Origin of the sequence: Serratia sp. J2 (assembly GCF_046269175.1) — a bacterium.
Classification (GTDB): domain Bacteria; phylum Pseudomonadota; class Gammaproteobacteria; order Enterobacterales; family Enterobacteriaceae; genus Chania; species Chania fonticola_C.
Window position 1 is genome coordinate 173306 of the sequence record NZ_JBKABN010000001.1, and the last position, 17081, is coordinate 190386.

The following is a 17081-nucleotide window of genomic DNA, read 5'->3' on the forward strand; positions in this document are numbered from 1 at the left end:
AGATATTATAATGCCGTTAATCCGTAACCGCGTGGGTAGAGCACGTTATTATTATCTGGTGTTTTAATATCAACCGGCAATTTACCATGAGGCGTTGCAAGGCTATCCCCTGTAGGCCCCTTGAACAGCGTTCTTAAACCACTGCGAATGTTGGTTTCCAGGCTGTTGCGGACGTTATTGGTCACATCAAAACCGGTGATGCCATAAATTGCAATATTGGCCTTTACGTCAGATAAATAGGCAATGTCATATGGGTTGCGCGTAGCAATAACTACCAGAGGAATGTTTTGCTTATTGGCGACGTCGATGATGCGCTGGGCATTGACTGGGTTGAGCTTCAGGTTGTAGGTGGCCAGGATAACCAACTGCTGACCTTGCAGTTGCTGCTCAATTTCTTCTGTCGTTAATGTATCCTGATCCAGCTTAACCACCTGATCCTTTACGTTTAATCCCACTTTCAACTCATTGGCAATCTGGCCCAGATGCTTGTTGATTAACTCATTGCGTGGGCCTTCGTCCGAAAAGACCATGATGTTGTTTTGTGGTTTCAGCGCATAAGGCAGAACCTGCTCATTTTTGATCAGCGTAATGGCCTGCTCCGAAATGGCGTTTTCCAGATCCTTGTGCGCCTTGGAGGCGACAATCCTTTCAGCCGTGGCAGTATCATGAGGCGCAGGGGAGATGCGCTTACTGAGCTTGGTATAAATCACCCGCTGCGCAGAATCTTCAATGCGTTGCTTCAGCACCGGATCTTTCTCCGCTTCTGCCTGCAAATAAGCATACAGTTCGCCGAGTTGTTCAATGCTGGCGCTGTCTTTAATCCCTATTGGCATCAAGACGATATCATTACCGGCTAAAATAGCCTGCTTGATGGACCAATGACGATCAAAATTGCCGGTAATGGCCCCCATGTCCATGGCATCCGTCAGGATCAGCCCGTCAAACTTGAGTTGATTACGCAGGGTATCGGTCAGGATCGCTTTGGATAAGGTGGCCGGGGTACCGATTTTCTCTCCCTTGATGTTGGTCAGGATGGTGCTATCAAGCGCTGGCACCACCACATGGGCGGTCATGATGGCATCGGTATCGGGCATTACGTCGACAAAGGGTGTCAGTTCGGTCTGTTGCCATGAAGCCTTATCCGTGTTGACGCTGGGGAGGGCAAAATGGGTATCCGAGGCGACGTTGCCGTGCCCAGGGAAGTGCTTCAGAGAGGTGAGTACCGGATATTGGTGAATACCCTCGATATAGCTGCGAGCTAATTTCCCAACCAGAATCGGATCATCGGAATAAGAGCGAACGCCGATGACTGGATTATTCTGGTTGTTATTCACATCCACTACCGGCCCAAAGTTAAAGTTAAACCCGAGACTGGTTAACTCATAACCATGAATATTCCCGGCTTGTTTGGCTAAATCGGCCACACCGGTAGCGCCTAGCGCCATATTACCCGGCATCTCGGTGCCCACACGCAGACGAGTAACATAGCCACCTTCCTGGTCGGTACTGATAAACAGTGGTAAATTAGTCCGTGCGTGCTGGAAATTATTAATCAACTCAACCGTTTGTGGAGTATTAATCAGGTTTTCACGGAACAGGATCACTGAACCCAAATGATAGTCCGTCATCATTTTACTGACGTGGGTATTCATCTCGGTAAAAGGGGTTTTGCTTTCGCTGCTATTTTCATCCCAGGAACGAATGTCAATCATCAACATTTGTCCGAGTTTTTCTGCCAAACTCATGTCGGCAATGAGCTTTTCAGTTGCACCTTTGGGGGAAAGCCACATCTCTTTTAGTTGGGCTTCTGGAATAGCGGCAGCATAGCTTCCGGCGCTAAATAAAAAGATGGCCGGTATTATTTTTTTCATGGGATGACTCCGAGGTATCAATTTCCGGCGATTGTACATTCCAAACCAGGTAATAAAGTGATAATTATCACAGTTGATCGATTCGTGTTTGTGGCGCGGAAAGGAATAATGCCGGTTTTTTATACCAGCATTGTATCGCGCAGCTTGATTGGTAAAGGGGGCGAGCAAAGAATAACCCTTTAAGGGCAAGAATATCTTGCGGTAATTATTTTAATCCCGTCATAAAAAGTTAAGATAATTCTTGTCATTGTTTTAATGGTATTCGGTTTTTTCTGGGGTCAGTCGTCCAGGTTATTAATGGTCATGCTCGCATTCAGCACCAGAGGTTTGGCAATCTCTTTGCGTCGTTGCATTAACGCCAGGAAAATCAAATCCGTCAGGGTATTTTGTGCGGTTCTGGACGAAATCGAAGAGCTACGCCACTCGTTTTCATCAGAGACACTTTCCAATACATAATCGGCTATTTTGGCTAAAGGATTGTCCTTGCTGCCGGTTATGGCGACCACCGTCGCTCCCTGTGCTTTGGCCATCGAGGCGGCGATATGCATATCTTTCCTGCGGCCACTGAAAGAAATAACGATTTGAACGTCTTTGGCGGTTAGCGCCTGCGCGGTGGCAATCTGGACGTGAAGGTCGGCTTCCACCAGGCTCAGGATACCGATCTTCTGTAATTTGTAGCTCAAATCTTTGGCGGTGAGACCCGAGCCCCAAATGCCTACGATCTGTACGCGTTGCGCGTTATCGATGGCATCGACCACCTGTTGGAAAATGGCGAAATTGATCCTTTTTGTCGTCTCGACGATCGCGGCATTTTTCTCATGGGCCAGTTTTTGTGCCACCACCATCAATGAATCTTCCGACGAGATGGCGTTATGCAAGGCCTTGTGCGGATAGGACTTGAACAGGTTATTTCTACCCAGCTCCTCACTGATGGCAATTTTCAGGGCAGGGAAGCCTTTCATGCCGATTTTCTGGCTAAACTTGACGATGGCTGACTGGCTGACCCCCGCATCTTCAGCAAACTGGGAAGAAGACATACTCAGGACGGCTTCCGGGTTATCAAGGATATATTTAGCGATCTTTTGCTGGTTTTCGGCCAGGCTTGGCAACAACCAGGTGATTTCGTTCAGGACTGACATCAACAATATCTCCACTGTGTGTAATAGATTATTCCAGTTAGGGGGCTTTTCATTCCTTTGACTTATTTATTTGAAATTGTTGAAAATTAAAGTTTAAATGGCGGTTATTTTTCCGTCTTATTCCTGATTTACTCGTCGGCGAGAATAGATTTACCGTGACGATTATCACATTTGCCGAATAAATAATTCCTTAACATTGTCGAAAATCTTAACCCATTGGAAGCCCCTATGAAGATAAATTTAAGCCAGATGGTGACGGAAAGCCGCAACCCGGCCAGTTCGCAAATTGACACGCTACCTACTCTGGACATGCTCGCAGTAATCAACAGCGAAGACCAAAAAGTGCCGCTGGCGGTAGCTGCCACCTTGCCAGAAATCGCCAGGGTAGTGGATCTGGTAGTAGAGGCGTTTGCCTGTGGTGGTCGATTGATTTATTGCGGCGCAGGCACTTCTGGCCGGTTGGGGATCCTGGATGCCAGTGAGTGCCCACCAACATACGGCACGCCGCGTGAACAGGTCGTTGGTCTGATTGCCGGGGGGCATGCCGCGATTTTGCAGGCGGTGGAAAATGCCGAAGATAATCCGCAAATGGGCGAACAGGATCTGCGTAATCTCGGTTTCAACGCGCGTGATGTGCTGGTTGGCATCGCAGCGAGTGGCCGCACCCCTTATGTACTAGGGGCAATGGCGTATGCCCGTAGCGTTGGGGCGACTGCTGTAGCCATCTCATGCAATCCGAATAGCGCAATGAGCCAGGCAGCCGATATCGCTATTGAACCGGTAGTCGGCCCAGAAGTGGTGACGGGGTCGTCGCGCATGAAAGCGGGAACGGCGCAGAAGTTAATCCTGAATATGATCACCACCGGCGCGATGATCCGCAGCGGCAAGGTTTACAGCAACCTGATGGTCGACGTGGAGGCCACCAACGCCAAGCTGATACAGCGCCAGGTCAATATCGTGGTCGAAGCCACCGAGTGCAGCCCAGAGGAGGCGGAAGAGGCACTTAATCAATGTCAGCGTCACTGCAAAACCGCGATTGTGATGATCCTCGGCGGCTTGTCTGCCCCTGAGGCCAGCGCGGTTTTGAGTAAAAACAAAGGATTTATCCGTCAAGCACTGCAAGGGATACAGGCATAACCATGGCGAAAATAACCGTTCCTATGATAGAGCAAATTTTACTTCTGGTCGGCGGCAGTAAAAATATCATTATCTGCGGTAACTGCATGACCAGGCTGCGTCTGACGTTAAAAGATCGTCAGCAGATACGGCTCGATGAGTTGAAGAAGATCCCTGGCGTGATGGGGGTAGTTAACGGCGACGATCAACTGCAGGTTATCCTCGGCCCTGGCAAAGCTCAAACTGCCAGCGAGATGATGAATGCGTTGTTAACGGCGCAGCCGCAGCAGGAACGGGGGAATGCCGAGCAAGCTGACTTGCAGGCCCTGGCAAGTGAAAACAAGCAGCAGATGAAAGCCAAGCAAAATAGCGCGGTACATAATTTCCTGACTAAGTTTGCCACGATTTTTACGCCGTTGATCCCAGGTTTTATTGCCGCAGGGCTGTTGTTGGGGATTGCTACCCTGATGCAGCAAACGCTGATCGTGGAGGGCGTAGCACCGGCCGCATGGCTCAAAGGGCTGATCGCTTACATGAAAGTGTTCAGCATCGGTTTGTTTACCTTCCTCAGTATCCTGATCGGCTTTAATACTCAGAAGGCCTTTGGTGGCACCGGGGTTAACGGTGCGATCATCGCTTCACTGTTTGTTTTACGCTATGTCCCTGAAGGAACTACAGGCTATTACGCAGGGATGAGCGACTTTTTTGGGCTGGCGATCGACCCACGCGGTAACATTATTGGGGTTCTACTGGCCTGTATCTTGGGCGCATGGATCGAAAGGCAGGTGCGCCGGGTGATCCCCGATAATCTGGATATGATCCTGACTTCGTCAATTACCCTGCTGATCACTGGCGCCATTACCTTTGTGGTGATTATGCCGGTTGGCGGTGAGTTGTTTAAGGGCATGTCATGGCTGTTTATGCACCTGAACGGCAACCCGTTCGGCACCGCCATTCTGGCCGGGTTGTTCCTGATCGCCGTAGTGTTTGGCATTCATCAGGGCTTTGTGCCGGTTTACTTTGCCTTGATGGATGCACAGGGCTTTAACTCGCTGTTCCCTATTCTGGCGATGGCCGGTGCAGGGCAGGTGGGGGCGTCACTGGCGCTGTTTGCTCGGTCACCTAAAGGCTCTTTGCTGCGTACCCAGATTAAAGGTGCCATTTTCCCCGGCCTGCTGGGGATTGGTGAGCCGCTGATTTACGGTGTCACCTTACCGCGTTTGAAGCCCTTCGTTACCGCCTGCCTGGGGGGCGCGGTCGGCGGCTTCTTTATCGGTCTGGTTGCCTGGATGGGGTTGCCGGTGGGGCTGAATACGGTGTTTGGCCCTTCGGGTCTGGTGTCGATTCCATTAATGACTTCAGCCAAGGGGATTTTCGCTGGCATGCTGGTTTATGTCGCCGGTATATTGATCTCCTATCTCGCTGGATTTATTCTGACCTGGTTGTTTGGCAGTAAAGATATTGATTTAAGCTGATTTAATTTGTTTTAACTTGTTTTTGGTTGATTTAATACTCTCATCACACGATGGCCCGGTTTACCGGGCCAGACACCCCTAAGCGGCTACGCTAAAACGGGCGCCGTATATTTCACATCTCTCAATTAATCAATTATTTAACTAAATCTTGGCGTGTATACATCCCCCTGCAAATTCAGCAATATTGCCATTGAGTTTGCGATCTCTGCTTTTAAGCCAACATTTAATTTTTTGTTATAAAAAATTGAAGATATTATTTTTTAATTGTCAACTATTAAATTGATTGGTTTTTCCACGATGTTGTAGACTCTTATGCATCAATGACTATAATTGACGTTAAATTTATTATTCCCTCGTAATTTGAAGAGTGATAGGCATAAAAAAGTAATACCATCGCTCTCAACACTGAAGCTTATTTTATCAGGTGAAAAATGCATCATCCACAAAGTCCTTTACCATTGGCTAGCCCGGTGGGACTATCCTTATTGCCTCTAGGGCTGTTACTGATTTGGTTGATATTTCTTAGTCCGCTTGCCTTGCCCAATATGGGCGGAAGTGGCCTGAAACTACCGCATAATATCCTGACTTGGGCAGTGATGGCTGCCATCACTGCCACCCTCTGGCTGACACTATCGGCCAACTCTTCCATTTCGCTTAGCGTAACTGCCCGTTGGCTGCTGCTGGCCGTGGTGATCCTGGCAATTCCCCTATTATATACCTCGCCACATTGGCAGAGTGCGGGAATGGCACGCTGGCTTGGGTTAGCTGGCGGTTGGGTTTTTTACGTCTCATGGATGCAATATCGCCCACCGCACTTTGCCCGGCATTGGCTATTTTACGCCATTCTGCTGGCCGCGGTATTCCAGGCGCTGATTGCTCTGTTGCAATTGGCCTTACCGGAAGTCGTACCAGCCTGGTTTGACTACCCAATGAAAAACGGCCGGCCTTATGGGGTCTTCCAACAGGTGAATGTTCTAGCCAGCTTTATCGCTTGCGGATTGGCACTGGCATTGATGCTGTTGTTGTTGCCTGATTTTTCCTTAACCCAGCCAAAAGCAGAACGATACAGACGTTATGCCTTGGGGTTGGTGCTGGTGCTGTTTCCCGCATTGTTGGTGTGGTTACAGTCACGGATCGGCTGGCTTGGCGGCGGTATCAGCGGGGCGTTGTTGCTCTGGTTGGGATGGCGGCAGGCAAAAAAGCTCACGGGTACCGCAACAGGCCTAATGCTTTTGGGTATCACTATCGCATTCATTTTTCAAATAAATGGAGGAGTTGAAACGGTTGAACACACCACATCAAACCAGGCCCGGTTGATCATGTTGCAGGACAGCATAAAGATGATTGCCGAAAAGCCTTGGCTGGGTTGGGGTTACGGTGGATTCGAATATAGCTTTCAGCACTATCGCCTGGCTGCCGGATTATCCACATTGGGTCTTGGCGTGGTGCGCCATCCGCATAATGAAATCTTGCTGTGGTGGGTTGAAGGGGGCATGGTTGCCTTGGCTGGCATGATAGTCTTACTGTGTGCCGGTATCAGGTTGCTCCGGCTATCCTGGCGAAAAAAAGGCGCAAGCCTGGCGTTGGCCATCGTGCTGCTCCCTTTGCTGTTACACAGCCAAACGGAATACCCGTTTATGCTGTCTAGCGCACATTGGGCCATTTTTTTACTGCTGCTGGCACAGTGGGATTGCCAAACCGATAAGGCCACAGAACGCACCAAGTTATCCTCAGTAACTCACTCATTTTTAAGAACTGTAGTGCCTATGGCTTCAGCCGCCATCTGCATAGTGGCCAGTATTGGGCTATATGCCAATTTGTCTTTAACCGCCTTTGAACGTAATCACTTTGCGGATATTCAACCCGCTCGCCGTGCGATGGCATTTGACCCCTGGGTGAATACCGAACGTTGGCATTACGATCAACAGACCCATGCGTTGCTAATGTATAACCAGTCCCGCGACCCCCGCTTGCTTGAAAACTATGCTCAATGGGCACAGGGCTATCTTGCTCAGCGGATCGATAAAAATGTTTATGCCTCATGGTTGGCTATCGCGCAATATCAACAGGATACCGCCACCTACCGGCGTTTACATCAGGAAGCAAAGGCATTATTTCCCACCGATCCACGGTTTTTAAACGATTTGCCTGAGTGAAGATCGATAAGTTTACACGGGGATGCGGACTATGACCCGTGTAAGCGCACAATGCGCTGGTAAGAGTGGGCAATCCGTTGGCCTGCCAGCGCAGGTCAGTGACTTATCATGTGCCTAGCTGGTACGGTATGCCCTAATATGGATAGCAAGGAACAGGGAATGTTTGACATTATCAGCGATTTGGTTGGGATGGTATTCAGAATTATTTTTGGGATACTGGAAGCCATCTACGAAATTGTGAACTTCATTTATTCTTTTACCAAAGGGCGTACGCGAAGACGGGTGTTAATCACCTTATTGGTATTTTTGGCATTGCTCGGTCTGTTCTGCTGGTGGATTGTTAATGCAAGTACGGGTTAAGCCAATGATGATGTAAATGGGCGCAGCGTGCTGCACCCCTGGTGTCACCACATCTATCAGGCCTTACTACCTTGCCCAACGTGTCCCCAAACCATCTCGCCCTTATGGAACGTAGCGGTTCTTGGGGAAATGCGTGCAACCGCCTCGGCGGAGCAGGAGGCATCAACCAGCACGAAACTGGCATCGTCCTGGGCTTTCGGCCATACGCGTTCCCCTTTGTCATTCAGCGGCAAGACATCACCGGTGGCGAGCGCCAACGAACGTGACAGGGTTCCCTCATTCGGGCGTACGTAAAGCTGAGCGTAAAGGTTGGCTTTCTCCAGCATGTCACCCAAACCATACGGCGACCAGTGGTCGATCACGCTGTCGGTGCCGGTCATCAAAAACACGCCTTTCTCTCGCAGCTGGCTGAGCGGCATGTGCATAGTGCCGATAGGGACCGTGGTGGCAATGGTAATCTGCTGTGCTGCCATACGGGCAGCAATCTCATCCACCAGCTGTTCATTCATCATTGCCAGCGCAAAGGCATGGCTAATGGTCAGCTTGCCCTTTAACTGTGGCGTTTTCTCGACGGTTGCTACCATGTAGTTCACTGCCGCAATGCCTGCCGGGCTGGTTTCGTGCAGGTGGATGTCCACCCCTTTGTTATAATCCAGCGCGATCTGGAACATGCTATCGAGCGATTTTTCCATTGCGCCATCGACGTTGGTCGGATCCAGACCACCGACATAGTGCGCTCCTGCCTGCATTGCCTCACGCATCAGCGGCTCTGATTTCGAATACAACAGGCCATGCTGTGGGAACGCGACAATCTCGCAGTCAAAGCCAGATTTGCGGCGTGCCAGCACTTCTTGCAGATTCTCCAGGTTTTTCAGCCCCGAGGTTGGCTCAACGTTGCAATGGCTGCGGGCGGTGGTGGAACCGTAGGACTGAATTAAATCGATCAGCTTTTCGGCCCGCTCTTGGGTGTAAGGTTGCAGTTCCGGCAGCAGCTTCTGCTCCAGCCTGATCATATCCTTGATGGTGGTGCCCGCTGGGCGATTCAGCGAACGCCATGGGCCGCCGTAAAAGGTTTTGTCCAGATGGATGTGCATATCTCGCATGGCGGGCAGCATCAGCTTGCCGCCAGCGTCGTAAACCGGCAGCGTACTGTCCGAATGCTGGCGGTTATCGCGCAAGGCAACGATCTTGCCCTGGTTGATCTCCAGCGTTTTCAATTCGGTGCGAGTGCTGACCGGGGTTGCTCCGTCAAACTCAAAACCCGCCTCTAGCAGCACGTTATCCAGATAATAGTGCGGGTCGGTAATTTTCATGCGTTGGTCTGCCTCACAGTTCGCGGTTGCCGGGTTAGCAGCATAACCGACGGAGGAGGTTGCCCCCAATAGTGCGCAGGCCGCAGCCACTTTGCCACTATGGCTCAAAAACTCACGGCGGCTTTTGTTCTCATTCATCTGTTGTTGCCTCTCAGAGGTTAACGATATGGGTGCCCGTTTCACCGCGCAGTGCGGCGGGGAGGCAATCCGGCGAGGTGATGACGACGCGTTTGCCGCCGTCGCGTAAGAACGCCAGGCTGGCGACGATCTTCGGCAACATGCTGCCTGCCGGGAAGTGGCCCTCTGCCATATAGCGGGTCATTTCGGCCACGTTCACCTGGCCTAACGCTTGTTGGTTCGGCTTGCCAAAGTGAATGCACACTTTCTCCACGCCAGTGGTGATCACCAGTACGTCGGCGCGGATTTCCCTGGCGAGCAGGGCAGTGGACAGATCTTTATCGATCACCGCATCGACGCTTTGGTAATCCCCTTGCGGATTACGCGCGACAGGAATGCCACCGCCGCCCGCTCCGATCACCACAAACCCTTGTTGAGTCAGCGCCTTGATAGCGTCGGCTTCCACAATTCTGATGGGTTCTGGCGAGGCAACTACCCGGCGATAGCCGCGCCCGGAGTCTTCCACAAACTGCCATGTGGGGTATTGCTGCAATAAGGCATCACGCTGTTGTTCGCTAAAGAAGGCGCCAATCGGTTTGGTAGGGTTGGTGAAGGCAGGATCCTGTTTATCCACTTCAACCTGCGTGATGACGGTTACCGCTTTCTGCCCGCCATGCTGTGCCAGACGGTTGTTGAGTGCCTGCTGAATGAGATAGCCGATACCGCCCTGGGTATCCGCCACGCAGTTGGCCAGCGGGGTTAGCGGCAGTCCTTCATGTTCGTGGGCCACTTCTGCACGGCGTAATTCCAGCCCCACCTGCGGACCGTTGCCGTGGGTGAGTACGATGTGGTAATCCGATGCCAGCATTTCCAGCACCGAGTCTGCGACCTTTTTCACCGCCTCGGCCTGATGTTCCACGGTCTGGCTGGCGTTGTCTTTGATAATGCTGTTGCCACCAATGGCGACGACGACGAGTTCTTTCATCTGGGTCTTCCGATTAAAAAGGCCGTTTAAATAGGGGTGGGAGCCTATGAATGTCCCCTCACCCTAACCCTCTCCCACAGGGAGAGGGAACCGATCGAGTTCGTTGATTTTTCCGTGTAATACCTTGCTTTTATTACTCCCTACTGTCCGGGCTGGTTGCGCACTCGGGGCAACTCCCTCTCCCTGTGGGAGAGGGTAGGGATGAGAGGTCAGGCGGTTTTGGTTGGCTCTTGCACTGGAGCTGGAACCGTTTCACGGCTATCGAGAAAATGCTTCACCACAAACATGGCCGACATCATCAGGTAAGCCAGCGTGAACAGCAATGAGCTTCCCTCGGCAAAGCCCACGGCTGGCGCATGGATCACGCCGAACAGGGCCAGCAGAGCACCAGTTGCCGCCGCCACCGCACCACGCAGCGGTTTGTTGATGATGGCGAAAATCGCGACACAGCCCCACAGCATACTGGCCAGTGGCGCACCGCTACCCAAATGCACCAGCCCCTGGTAATACACGCCTTTGCTATGCAGCAACTCAGCGCCCAGCTTGGCTCCCGAGGTGCCCGCCGCCCCCAGCACGCTGTTAACCATGGTTAATCCCCAGTTGGCGATCCACGGGAACAGGCAGATGAAGATCACCGGGACCTCGATTTTCGGCGTTTCCCTCACCACCTGGTTGGCGGTGACCACGCCGATAAACACCAGGATAGGCACGATCGCCGTCATCGGGATCACCGCCAACATAAAGGCACCCAGCCCGAACAGCGGAACCAGGAACATCGTCACGCCGGACGCCAAGGTGTAACCAATGCTGGCCCCCATGGCTTTCCAACCGGCGTGGCCAACATACACGGTCACCGGGAACGGGTTGCCCAGCAGGCAGCCGAACATGGAGGAGAGGCCGTTGGCCATCATCACTTTGCGGGTGTTGTATTCATCCCCGGCGGCGTGCGCACTCTCGATGTTCTCCAGGTCAAAGATGTAGTTCGCCAGCCCCAGCGGGACGGCAGAGGCCAGATACGGCAGCGCGTGTGGCAGGCCCTGCATGAAGCTGTCGACATGGAATCCTGGCGGGTTAAAGCCAAAGGAAGACATTGAGGCTTTAATCGCATCTGGGCTTTGCAGGCCGGAGATCCACGCCAGCGCAGTACCGGCGATCAGCAGCAGCAAACCGGTCGGAATGCGGGCGAATATTGGCTTTTTGCCAAACCAGTTGATAAAGATCAGCAGCAGCACGATGAACGAAACGGTCGGCGCTTCGAACGCCTGCAACATCGGGTTCATCGCCAGTAGCAACAGCCCCAGGCCGGAAAGGCAGGAGAGCAGCACGGTGCGCGGGATCATCTTGCGGATGGTTTCGCCGAGGAAAGAGCCGCCCACCAGGATCAGTGCTTCAACAAAGCACCACACCAGGCCGATCGAAATGGCAAAGTCCGCATCGCCGGTCGACTGATAAACCGGCATCAGCACCAGGAAGGTCACGGTAAAAATAGACGGCGCACTCGGGCCAGAAGGCAGCGCGGTCACATCGCTCCGCCCGGTCTGGCGAGCCATTTGCAGGCCGAACCAGGTGTAACAGATGCTGGCCATCATCACGGCCAGACCAAAGGCCGGGGCTATGCGCCCGTAGACAATCTCTTTGGGAATACCCACCACAAAGATGAGTAACCCCATCATGGTGAGCAGGTTGGTCAGGTTATTGGTCATCAGCCCGAAGTAGGCTGCCCAGTCACCGCGTTTCCACTCTAATTTCATTTTGTTCATGGAAAATCCTTCACAGGTCGTTTAACAACTCTCGACGATCAACGGGATCGCCATTGGTCCTGCAGGTGAACAACTCTCTGGTGTCAGGTGGGGCTAACCCTGGGTTAGCCCCGTTATTTTTTTATTGGCAGTAGTGGTCGCGATACCTCAGTATTGCTTTCTCAAAACAGGCGAACGGCGGGTGCACAATCCCGGCACCGATCATGCCGATCCCGGCATCCTTATGGGCAATGGCGGTATTGATCACCGGCAGGATGCCGCTGCTGCCGACCTTGGTAATATCGATCGCCGTTGGGATCCCCATAAACGACAGCAGGGGAATAGTGACGTTGGGGTTTTCGCCCAGGGTGATTTCACGCATCTGGCGTGAGAAATCGATCGCTTCATCCACCGTGCCCCCGACCAGTGCAACGATGGCCGGAGCGGTTGCCATGGCAAAACCACCAATGCCGTAGGTTTCGGTGATGGCGCTGTCACCGATATCCAGCCCCGAGTCTTCCGGTTTATAGCCTGCAAACATCGGGCCGATAACCTGCTGCGCTGGGCCGGTAAACCACTGGCCCGGTAGCCCGCTGATGCGCAGACCAAACTCAACGCCGTTACGCGCCATGGTGGTGACCACGGTGCTGTACTCAATACCGTGCGCCGCATCCATTGCCGCTTTACACATCGCCATCCAGGTTGGGCCGGAGAAGTAATCGCTGCTGGCGACAAAGTCGAAGACCTCGCGCTGCTGCTCAACCGGGTAGCCCGCCTGGATAATCCACGGAGTCAGCGCCTGGATCAGCAGTGAAGTGCCCGCATTGTTGCGGTTGTGGCACTCGTCGCCCATATGCAACGCCTGTGCCAGCATCAGCCGCAGGTCGATCTCACCGGCCAGCTTCATGGCATCGCGCAGCATCGGGCCTTGCACATCGCGCATCCAGTTGAGTCGGTCAATCACGCTTTGGTCATTGGCCCCCATGCGCAGGATCTTCGCCATCTGCTCGCTCATATTGGTATATGCGCGGTTACCGTAGGTTTTGTTCTCGACGATATGCATGAACATTGACGCGGACGTCACGCCTGCCATCGAACCCACGCAATCATGCTCGTGGCACGGCGAGAAGATGATTTCGCCAGATGCTGCCAATTCTGCTGCCTCGTCGAGGTTGGCTGCCAGTCCTTCAAACACCAGCGCACCGGTGACCGCGCCTTTCATCCCACCGCACATTTTCTGCCAGGTGATCGGTGGGCCAGCATGTAAAATGGTGTTGCGCGTCATACCAGGGACGACGTTGATCGCCTGGTCATAACCTACCAGCACCGGATGCGACTGAATAATGCGTTCCAGCGCCCGTTTGTTCGCGGCAGCCACTTTCTCGGCAAGCGCGGGGGAGGCAATCTGATCGAGTGCCTCAACCACCGCCATATTGCCCTGGCCCGGTGGAGTCCAATCGAGCTGGGTTACCGGCACATGCTGTTTTTTGAGATCATCACTGAACATGGCGATACCGACGTTAATGACGTTCAGCGGTTGGTTGAATAACGTGTGGCTCATCAGGCTTTCCCTCCTTTACAAACAAATTCACGCGCCAGCAATCCGGTATTGGTGCTGCTGCTAGCCCAGATCACTCCCGCATCGGTGAGCATCTGGCACTGCTGCTGTAGCGACGGCGTATCGAGATCGGTGCCCAGCACATAGCCGAGGATCTCCAACGGTCGGCTCTCGCTGGACGCAATAGCCTTGGCCTCTTTGATCGCCTCGATCATTACGCCCACCGGATCTTCGTGAGAGCCAAAGCCAAGCACGAAGTCCATCACGATCACGCCAACTTCGGGATCGCGCGCTTCCTGCAACAGACGTTGGATGCGGTTGGTCGGGTCGATCATCGGGTGCGGTTTGCCATTGGTGAAGTCGTCATCGCCAAAGTCGAGGAAGGTGTGTGCCACACTGCGGTTGAGGTCTTGCAGGCGCTTGGCCGGGTCGGGTTGAATATTGCTGTAGACGTCGTCGTATTTTTCCAGTGCGGCAAACATCGCTTCGTCGCACAAAGTGCCGCCACAGAACAGGCCGCGAATGTATTTTTGCTGTGGCGTCAGCTTGGCACGCACTTCTTCAATCAGCGGCCAGTTCAGTGGATGCAGGTCGAGCGACTCTTCTTTGATGCCGGTAAGCAACACGGCCTTTAACGCTGCCTGCTTGGTTGCACGTGCAAACTGTAACCCTGGTTCATCGGCTGGTGGCTCATTGCGCCCAAGGAAGCAAACCACCACGGGTTTACGGCAGGCACGGGCGCGTTCGAGCACGGTGTGTGCCACGGCAGGGGCAGGGGGTTTGGAGACCAGTACAATCACCTCTGTACCGTTGTCGTTCTCTAACATCTCCAGCGCGTCCAGCATCATCCGGCCGCCAATTTTTTCGCTCAGATCGCGCCCGCCGGTGCCAATCAGTTGCGAAATACCACCGCCGAACTCATGGATACGTACGCTCAACTCCTGGCTACCGGTGCCGGATGCGCCGATAATACCGATGTTGCCACGGCGAACCGCGTTACCAAAACACAGCGCTGTGCCATTAATGATGGCGGTGCCGCAGTCTGGCCCCATCATCAGCAGGCCTTTTTCATGCGCCAACTGTTTCAACGCCAATTCATCTTCGATGGAGACGTTATCGGAGAACAGCATCACGTTGAGGTCGTTTTCCAGCGCTTGACGGGCTTCACGTGCCGCGTACAACCCGTTTACCGAGATCACCGCGAGGTTGCTCTCCGGGATATGGGTTTTCGCACTGGCGAGGGTGGCGTAACGCGCTTCGTGGCGGCCACCTTTATCTTTGTGGGTGAACAAGGCTTCGATCGCTTGCAGAGTCGCCTCATTAGCTTCATCGCTGGCACCCTTAATCACGATCATCAGATCGCCACTTTTGGCGGCTTCCAGTTCTGGGGTTAACAAGCCCAGGTTCTCCAGTACCCCTTTGTTCATCTCCGTGGCCATGGCCACAAACGCTTGTTCAACGCCTTCAAGTTTGTTCGCTTTGGTAGAAATAGACATTAGCGAAACAGAGTCAAACCAGGTGTTGTTTTTTACCACGATCCTGATGGGCATATTTTTCTCCAAAATATGAGGTCAAGAGGCAGGCATCGGCCATGCCATACAGCATGTCGCAACCCGAACTTGAACCGATCTGTTTAATCTTGTTAATGGTATCGATAATAAGGTGACGATCGTCGAGTACTAATTTTTCTAACAGGTGACTAATCACCTGTCGGTAACGCTGATTGATTGCCGTCTCTAAGGTAATAGCGCTTAGCAGCGTGGTTTTATGTTGTGCTTTCTCCAGCACTGCCAGAAAAACCTCGCGATATTTTCGCGCCGGATGACCGGGTAGCAATAATATAGAGCAAAGCCCAACCAGATAATCATCACCCGAAGGCGTCAGGCCAATTCCCAAACCAATGAGAGAATGTAAGGCCTCGTCGGGATCTTCATTGCGCCGTATCGCTAGAAATAATGCATCACGATGAAGTTGTAATAATCTGGCCATTTCCCGATAAAATATATTCTCGCCACGGTAATTAAACAGCGAATTACCGGATGAAGCCTGTTGATTAATGCAAGCCCCCCATTGGTGCCAAGCAATTGATGCTCTGCTTGCTTCGGTTAAATACAGGTCAGGCTGCTGCCATGTCTGGCAGTGAGATAAATCAATCCAACTATGCTGACCTATTTCAATGCTGCCCTGAGAAAACTCGACGCGATCTCCTGGGCTAAATATCTGGTCACAGTGCCTGAGCGCTATGCGGCAACTATTGGGGGCGTTATCGTACTCGTCGCTTAATAACGTGTAGAGCATGTTCTGCTCGGGAACGAACAGGTTTACCGCGCGTGAAAAAACCTGTTCGACCTGCCCACTTAGCCTCTGGCGGGGGAACGCCACCTCCGCCGATAACGCTGTAATGCACTGCCGTTGCGGCTGTGCGATGGCATTTCTCCTCGGTTAAGCGCCGGCGGCAACCAGCAGTTCAGCAATTTCGTGATAGCCTTTTTCGCGGGCCAGCGTCAGAGGCGATTTACCATATTTGTCGGTCATATGAGGATTGGCACCGTGATCGAGCAGTAATTTGACAATCTCTTGCTGTTTCGCGCCGCCATCATTTAACACAATGGCTTCCAGCAGCGGCGTCCAACCGACAAAATTGGTGTGGTTGACGTTAATTTCGGTACGCGTTAACAATTCACGTACAATATCGACGTGACCTTTTTCGCTGGCCGGGGTAATCCCCACGCCGCCAAAGCGTGTTAAACGGTCCAAATCCGGGTTTGCTGGCAATACCAGACGTAGTAGCGTTAAGTCGTTATTCAGGCAGCTCAGCAGGAAGGGGTTAAAACAGGTCTGATCCTGCTTATCAATGTCTGCACCGGCAGCGATTAATAATTCTACGCAGTCGTAATGTTTATTCAAGCTGGCAAGCGTAATTGCGGTGCGGCCTTGGCGGTTGGTGGCATTGATATCTGCCCCTTTACTCAGGCAATTTTTCAGCGCGTCGCTGTCGCCCTGTTCCGCTGCAAAAAGAAATTCTGTGATTAGCGCCTTATCAGACATATTCTGGCTCCCTATTTTTCCAGTGGGCTTTGGATGCTTTCATTGCTACTGAGAATAGCAATAGATGCTGGATAAAAACATCCGCTTAAGAATCATTCATCGCAAAGGGTGTAATTATTGAAAATAATTCAACAATAAAGACAAACTGTGCGGCGGCGCAATCTTTCTCTTATGTTTTGCGCCTTTTGCCACGGCAAACGTCCC

Annotated in this window: 13 protein-coding genes; 4 read left to right on the forward strand and 9 right to left on the reverse strand. The window is 52.4% G+C overall.

Annotation, left to right across the window (positions count from 1 at the left end; genetic code table 11):
- Window positions 1-5: 5 nt before the first annotated feature.
- Together ACKWMY_RS00835 and ACKWMY_RS00840 are read right to left on the reverse strand one after the other, a co-directional pair.
- The gene (locus tag ACKWMY_RS00835) at window positions 6-1871 is read right to left on the reverse strand and encodes a glycoside hydrolase family 3 protein (RefSeq protein WP_409485755.1); all 1866 of its coding nucleotides are present in this window, start codon (window positions 1869-1871) and stop codon (window positions 6-8) included.
- Window positions 1872-2149: 278 nt separating this feature from the next.
- Complete coding sequence (locus ACKWMY_RS00840; protein ID WP_024530342.1) at window positions 2150-3010, reverse strand: SIS domain-containing protein; 861 nt, start codon at window positions 3008-3010, stop codon at window positions 2150-2152.
- Between the two features lie 228 nt (window positions 3011-3238).
- Between ACKWMY_RS00840 and murQ the strand changes: the two genes are divergently transcribed.
- From murQ to ACKWMY_RS00860, 4 genes are all read left to right on the forward strand, one after another.
- On the forward strand, window positions 3239-4147 hold the full coding sequence (gene murQ, locus ACKWMY_RS00845) for an N-acetylmuramic acid 6-phosphate etherase (protein WP_074027882.1): 909 nt from the start codon (window positions 3239-3241) through the stop codon (window positions 4145-4147).
- 2 nt (window positions 4148-4149) lie between these two features.
- Window positions 4150-5601: a PTS N-acetylmuramic acid transporter subunit IIBC gene (gene murP, locus ACKWMY_RS00850; protein ID WP_409485756.1), complete on the forward strand. Its 1452-nt coding sequence runs from the start codon at window positions 4150-4152 to the stop codon at window positions 5599-5601.
- 596 nt (window positions 5602-6197) lie between these two features.
- Window positions 6198-7757 carry a Wzy polymerase domain-containing protein gene (locus ACKWMY_RS00855; RefSeq protein WP_409485757.1) on the forward strand — a complete coding sequence of 520 codons (1560 nt, stop codon included), beginning with the start codon at window positions 6198-6200 and terminating at the stop codon, window positions 7755-7757.
- A gap of 159 nt (window positions 7758-7916) precedes the next feature.
- Window positions 7917-8117 (forward strand): hypothetical protein, encoded by a 201-nt coding sequence (locus ACKWMY_RS00860; protein ID WP_261161422.1) that lies wholly within the window; start codon window positions 7917-7919, stop codon window positions 8115-8117.
- Between the two features lie 56 nt (window positions 8118-8173).
- On the opposite strand, the gene ACKWMY_RS00865 is transcribed toward ACKWMY_RS00860, so the two are convergent.
- The 7 genes from ACKWMY_RS00865 to ACKWMY_RS00895 form a co-directional block, all read right to left on the reverse strand.
- Window positions 8174-9568 (reverse strand): amidohydrolase family protein, encoded by a 1395-nt coding sequence (locus ACKWMY_RS00865; protein ID WP_409485758.1) that lies wholly within the window; start codon window positions 9566-9568, stop codon window positions 8174-8176.
- A gap of 13 nt (window positions 9569-9581) precedes the next feature.
- Complete coding sequence (locus ACKWMY_RS00870; RefSeq protein ID WP_409485759.1) at window positions 9582-10532, reverse strand: carbamate kinase family protein; 951 nt, start codon at window positions 10530-10532, stop codon at window positions 9582-9584.
- 209 nt (window positions 10533-10741) lie between these two features.
- A complete protein-coding gene (locus ACKWMY_RS00875) occupies window positions 10742-12292 on the reverse strand; it encodes a xanthine permease (protein WP_024530335.1) in 1551 nt (516 codons plus the stop codon).
- Between the two features lie 121 nt (window positions 12293-12413).
- Window positions 12414-13832 (reverse strand): DUF1116 domain-containing protein, encoded by a 1419-nt coding sequence (locus tag ACKWMY_RS00880; protein WP_308870668.1) that lies wholly within the window; start codon window positions 13830-13832, stop codon window positions 12414-12416.
- Complete coding sequence (gene fdrA, locus ACKWMY_RS00885) at window positions 13832-15379, reverse strand: acyl-CoA synthetase FdrA (protein ID WP_409485760.1); 1548 nt, start codon at window positions 15377-15379, stop codon at window positions 13832-13834. Before fdrA ends, ACKWMY_RS00880 begins: the two co-directional genes overlap by 1 nt.
- Complete coding sequence (locus tag ACKWMY_RS00890; RefSeq protein ID WP_409485761.1) at window positions 15339-16127, reverse strand: DUF2877 domain-containing protein; 789 nt, start codon at window positions 16125-16127, stop codon at window positions 15339-15341. The genes fdrA and ACKWMY_RS00890 overlap by 41 nt, the downstream gene beginning before the upstream one ends.
- A 144-nt stretch (window positions 16128-16271) precedes the next feature.
- Window positions 16272-16877 (reverse strand): ankyrin repeat domain-containing protein, encoded by a 606-nt coding sequence (locus ACKWMY_RS00895; RefSeq protein WP_024530332.1) that lies wholly within the window; start codon window positions 16875-16877, stop codon window positions 16272-16274.
- Window positions 16878-17081 lie beyond the last annotated feature (204 nt).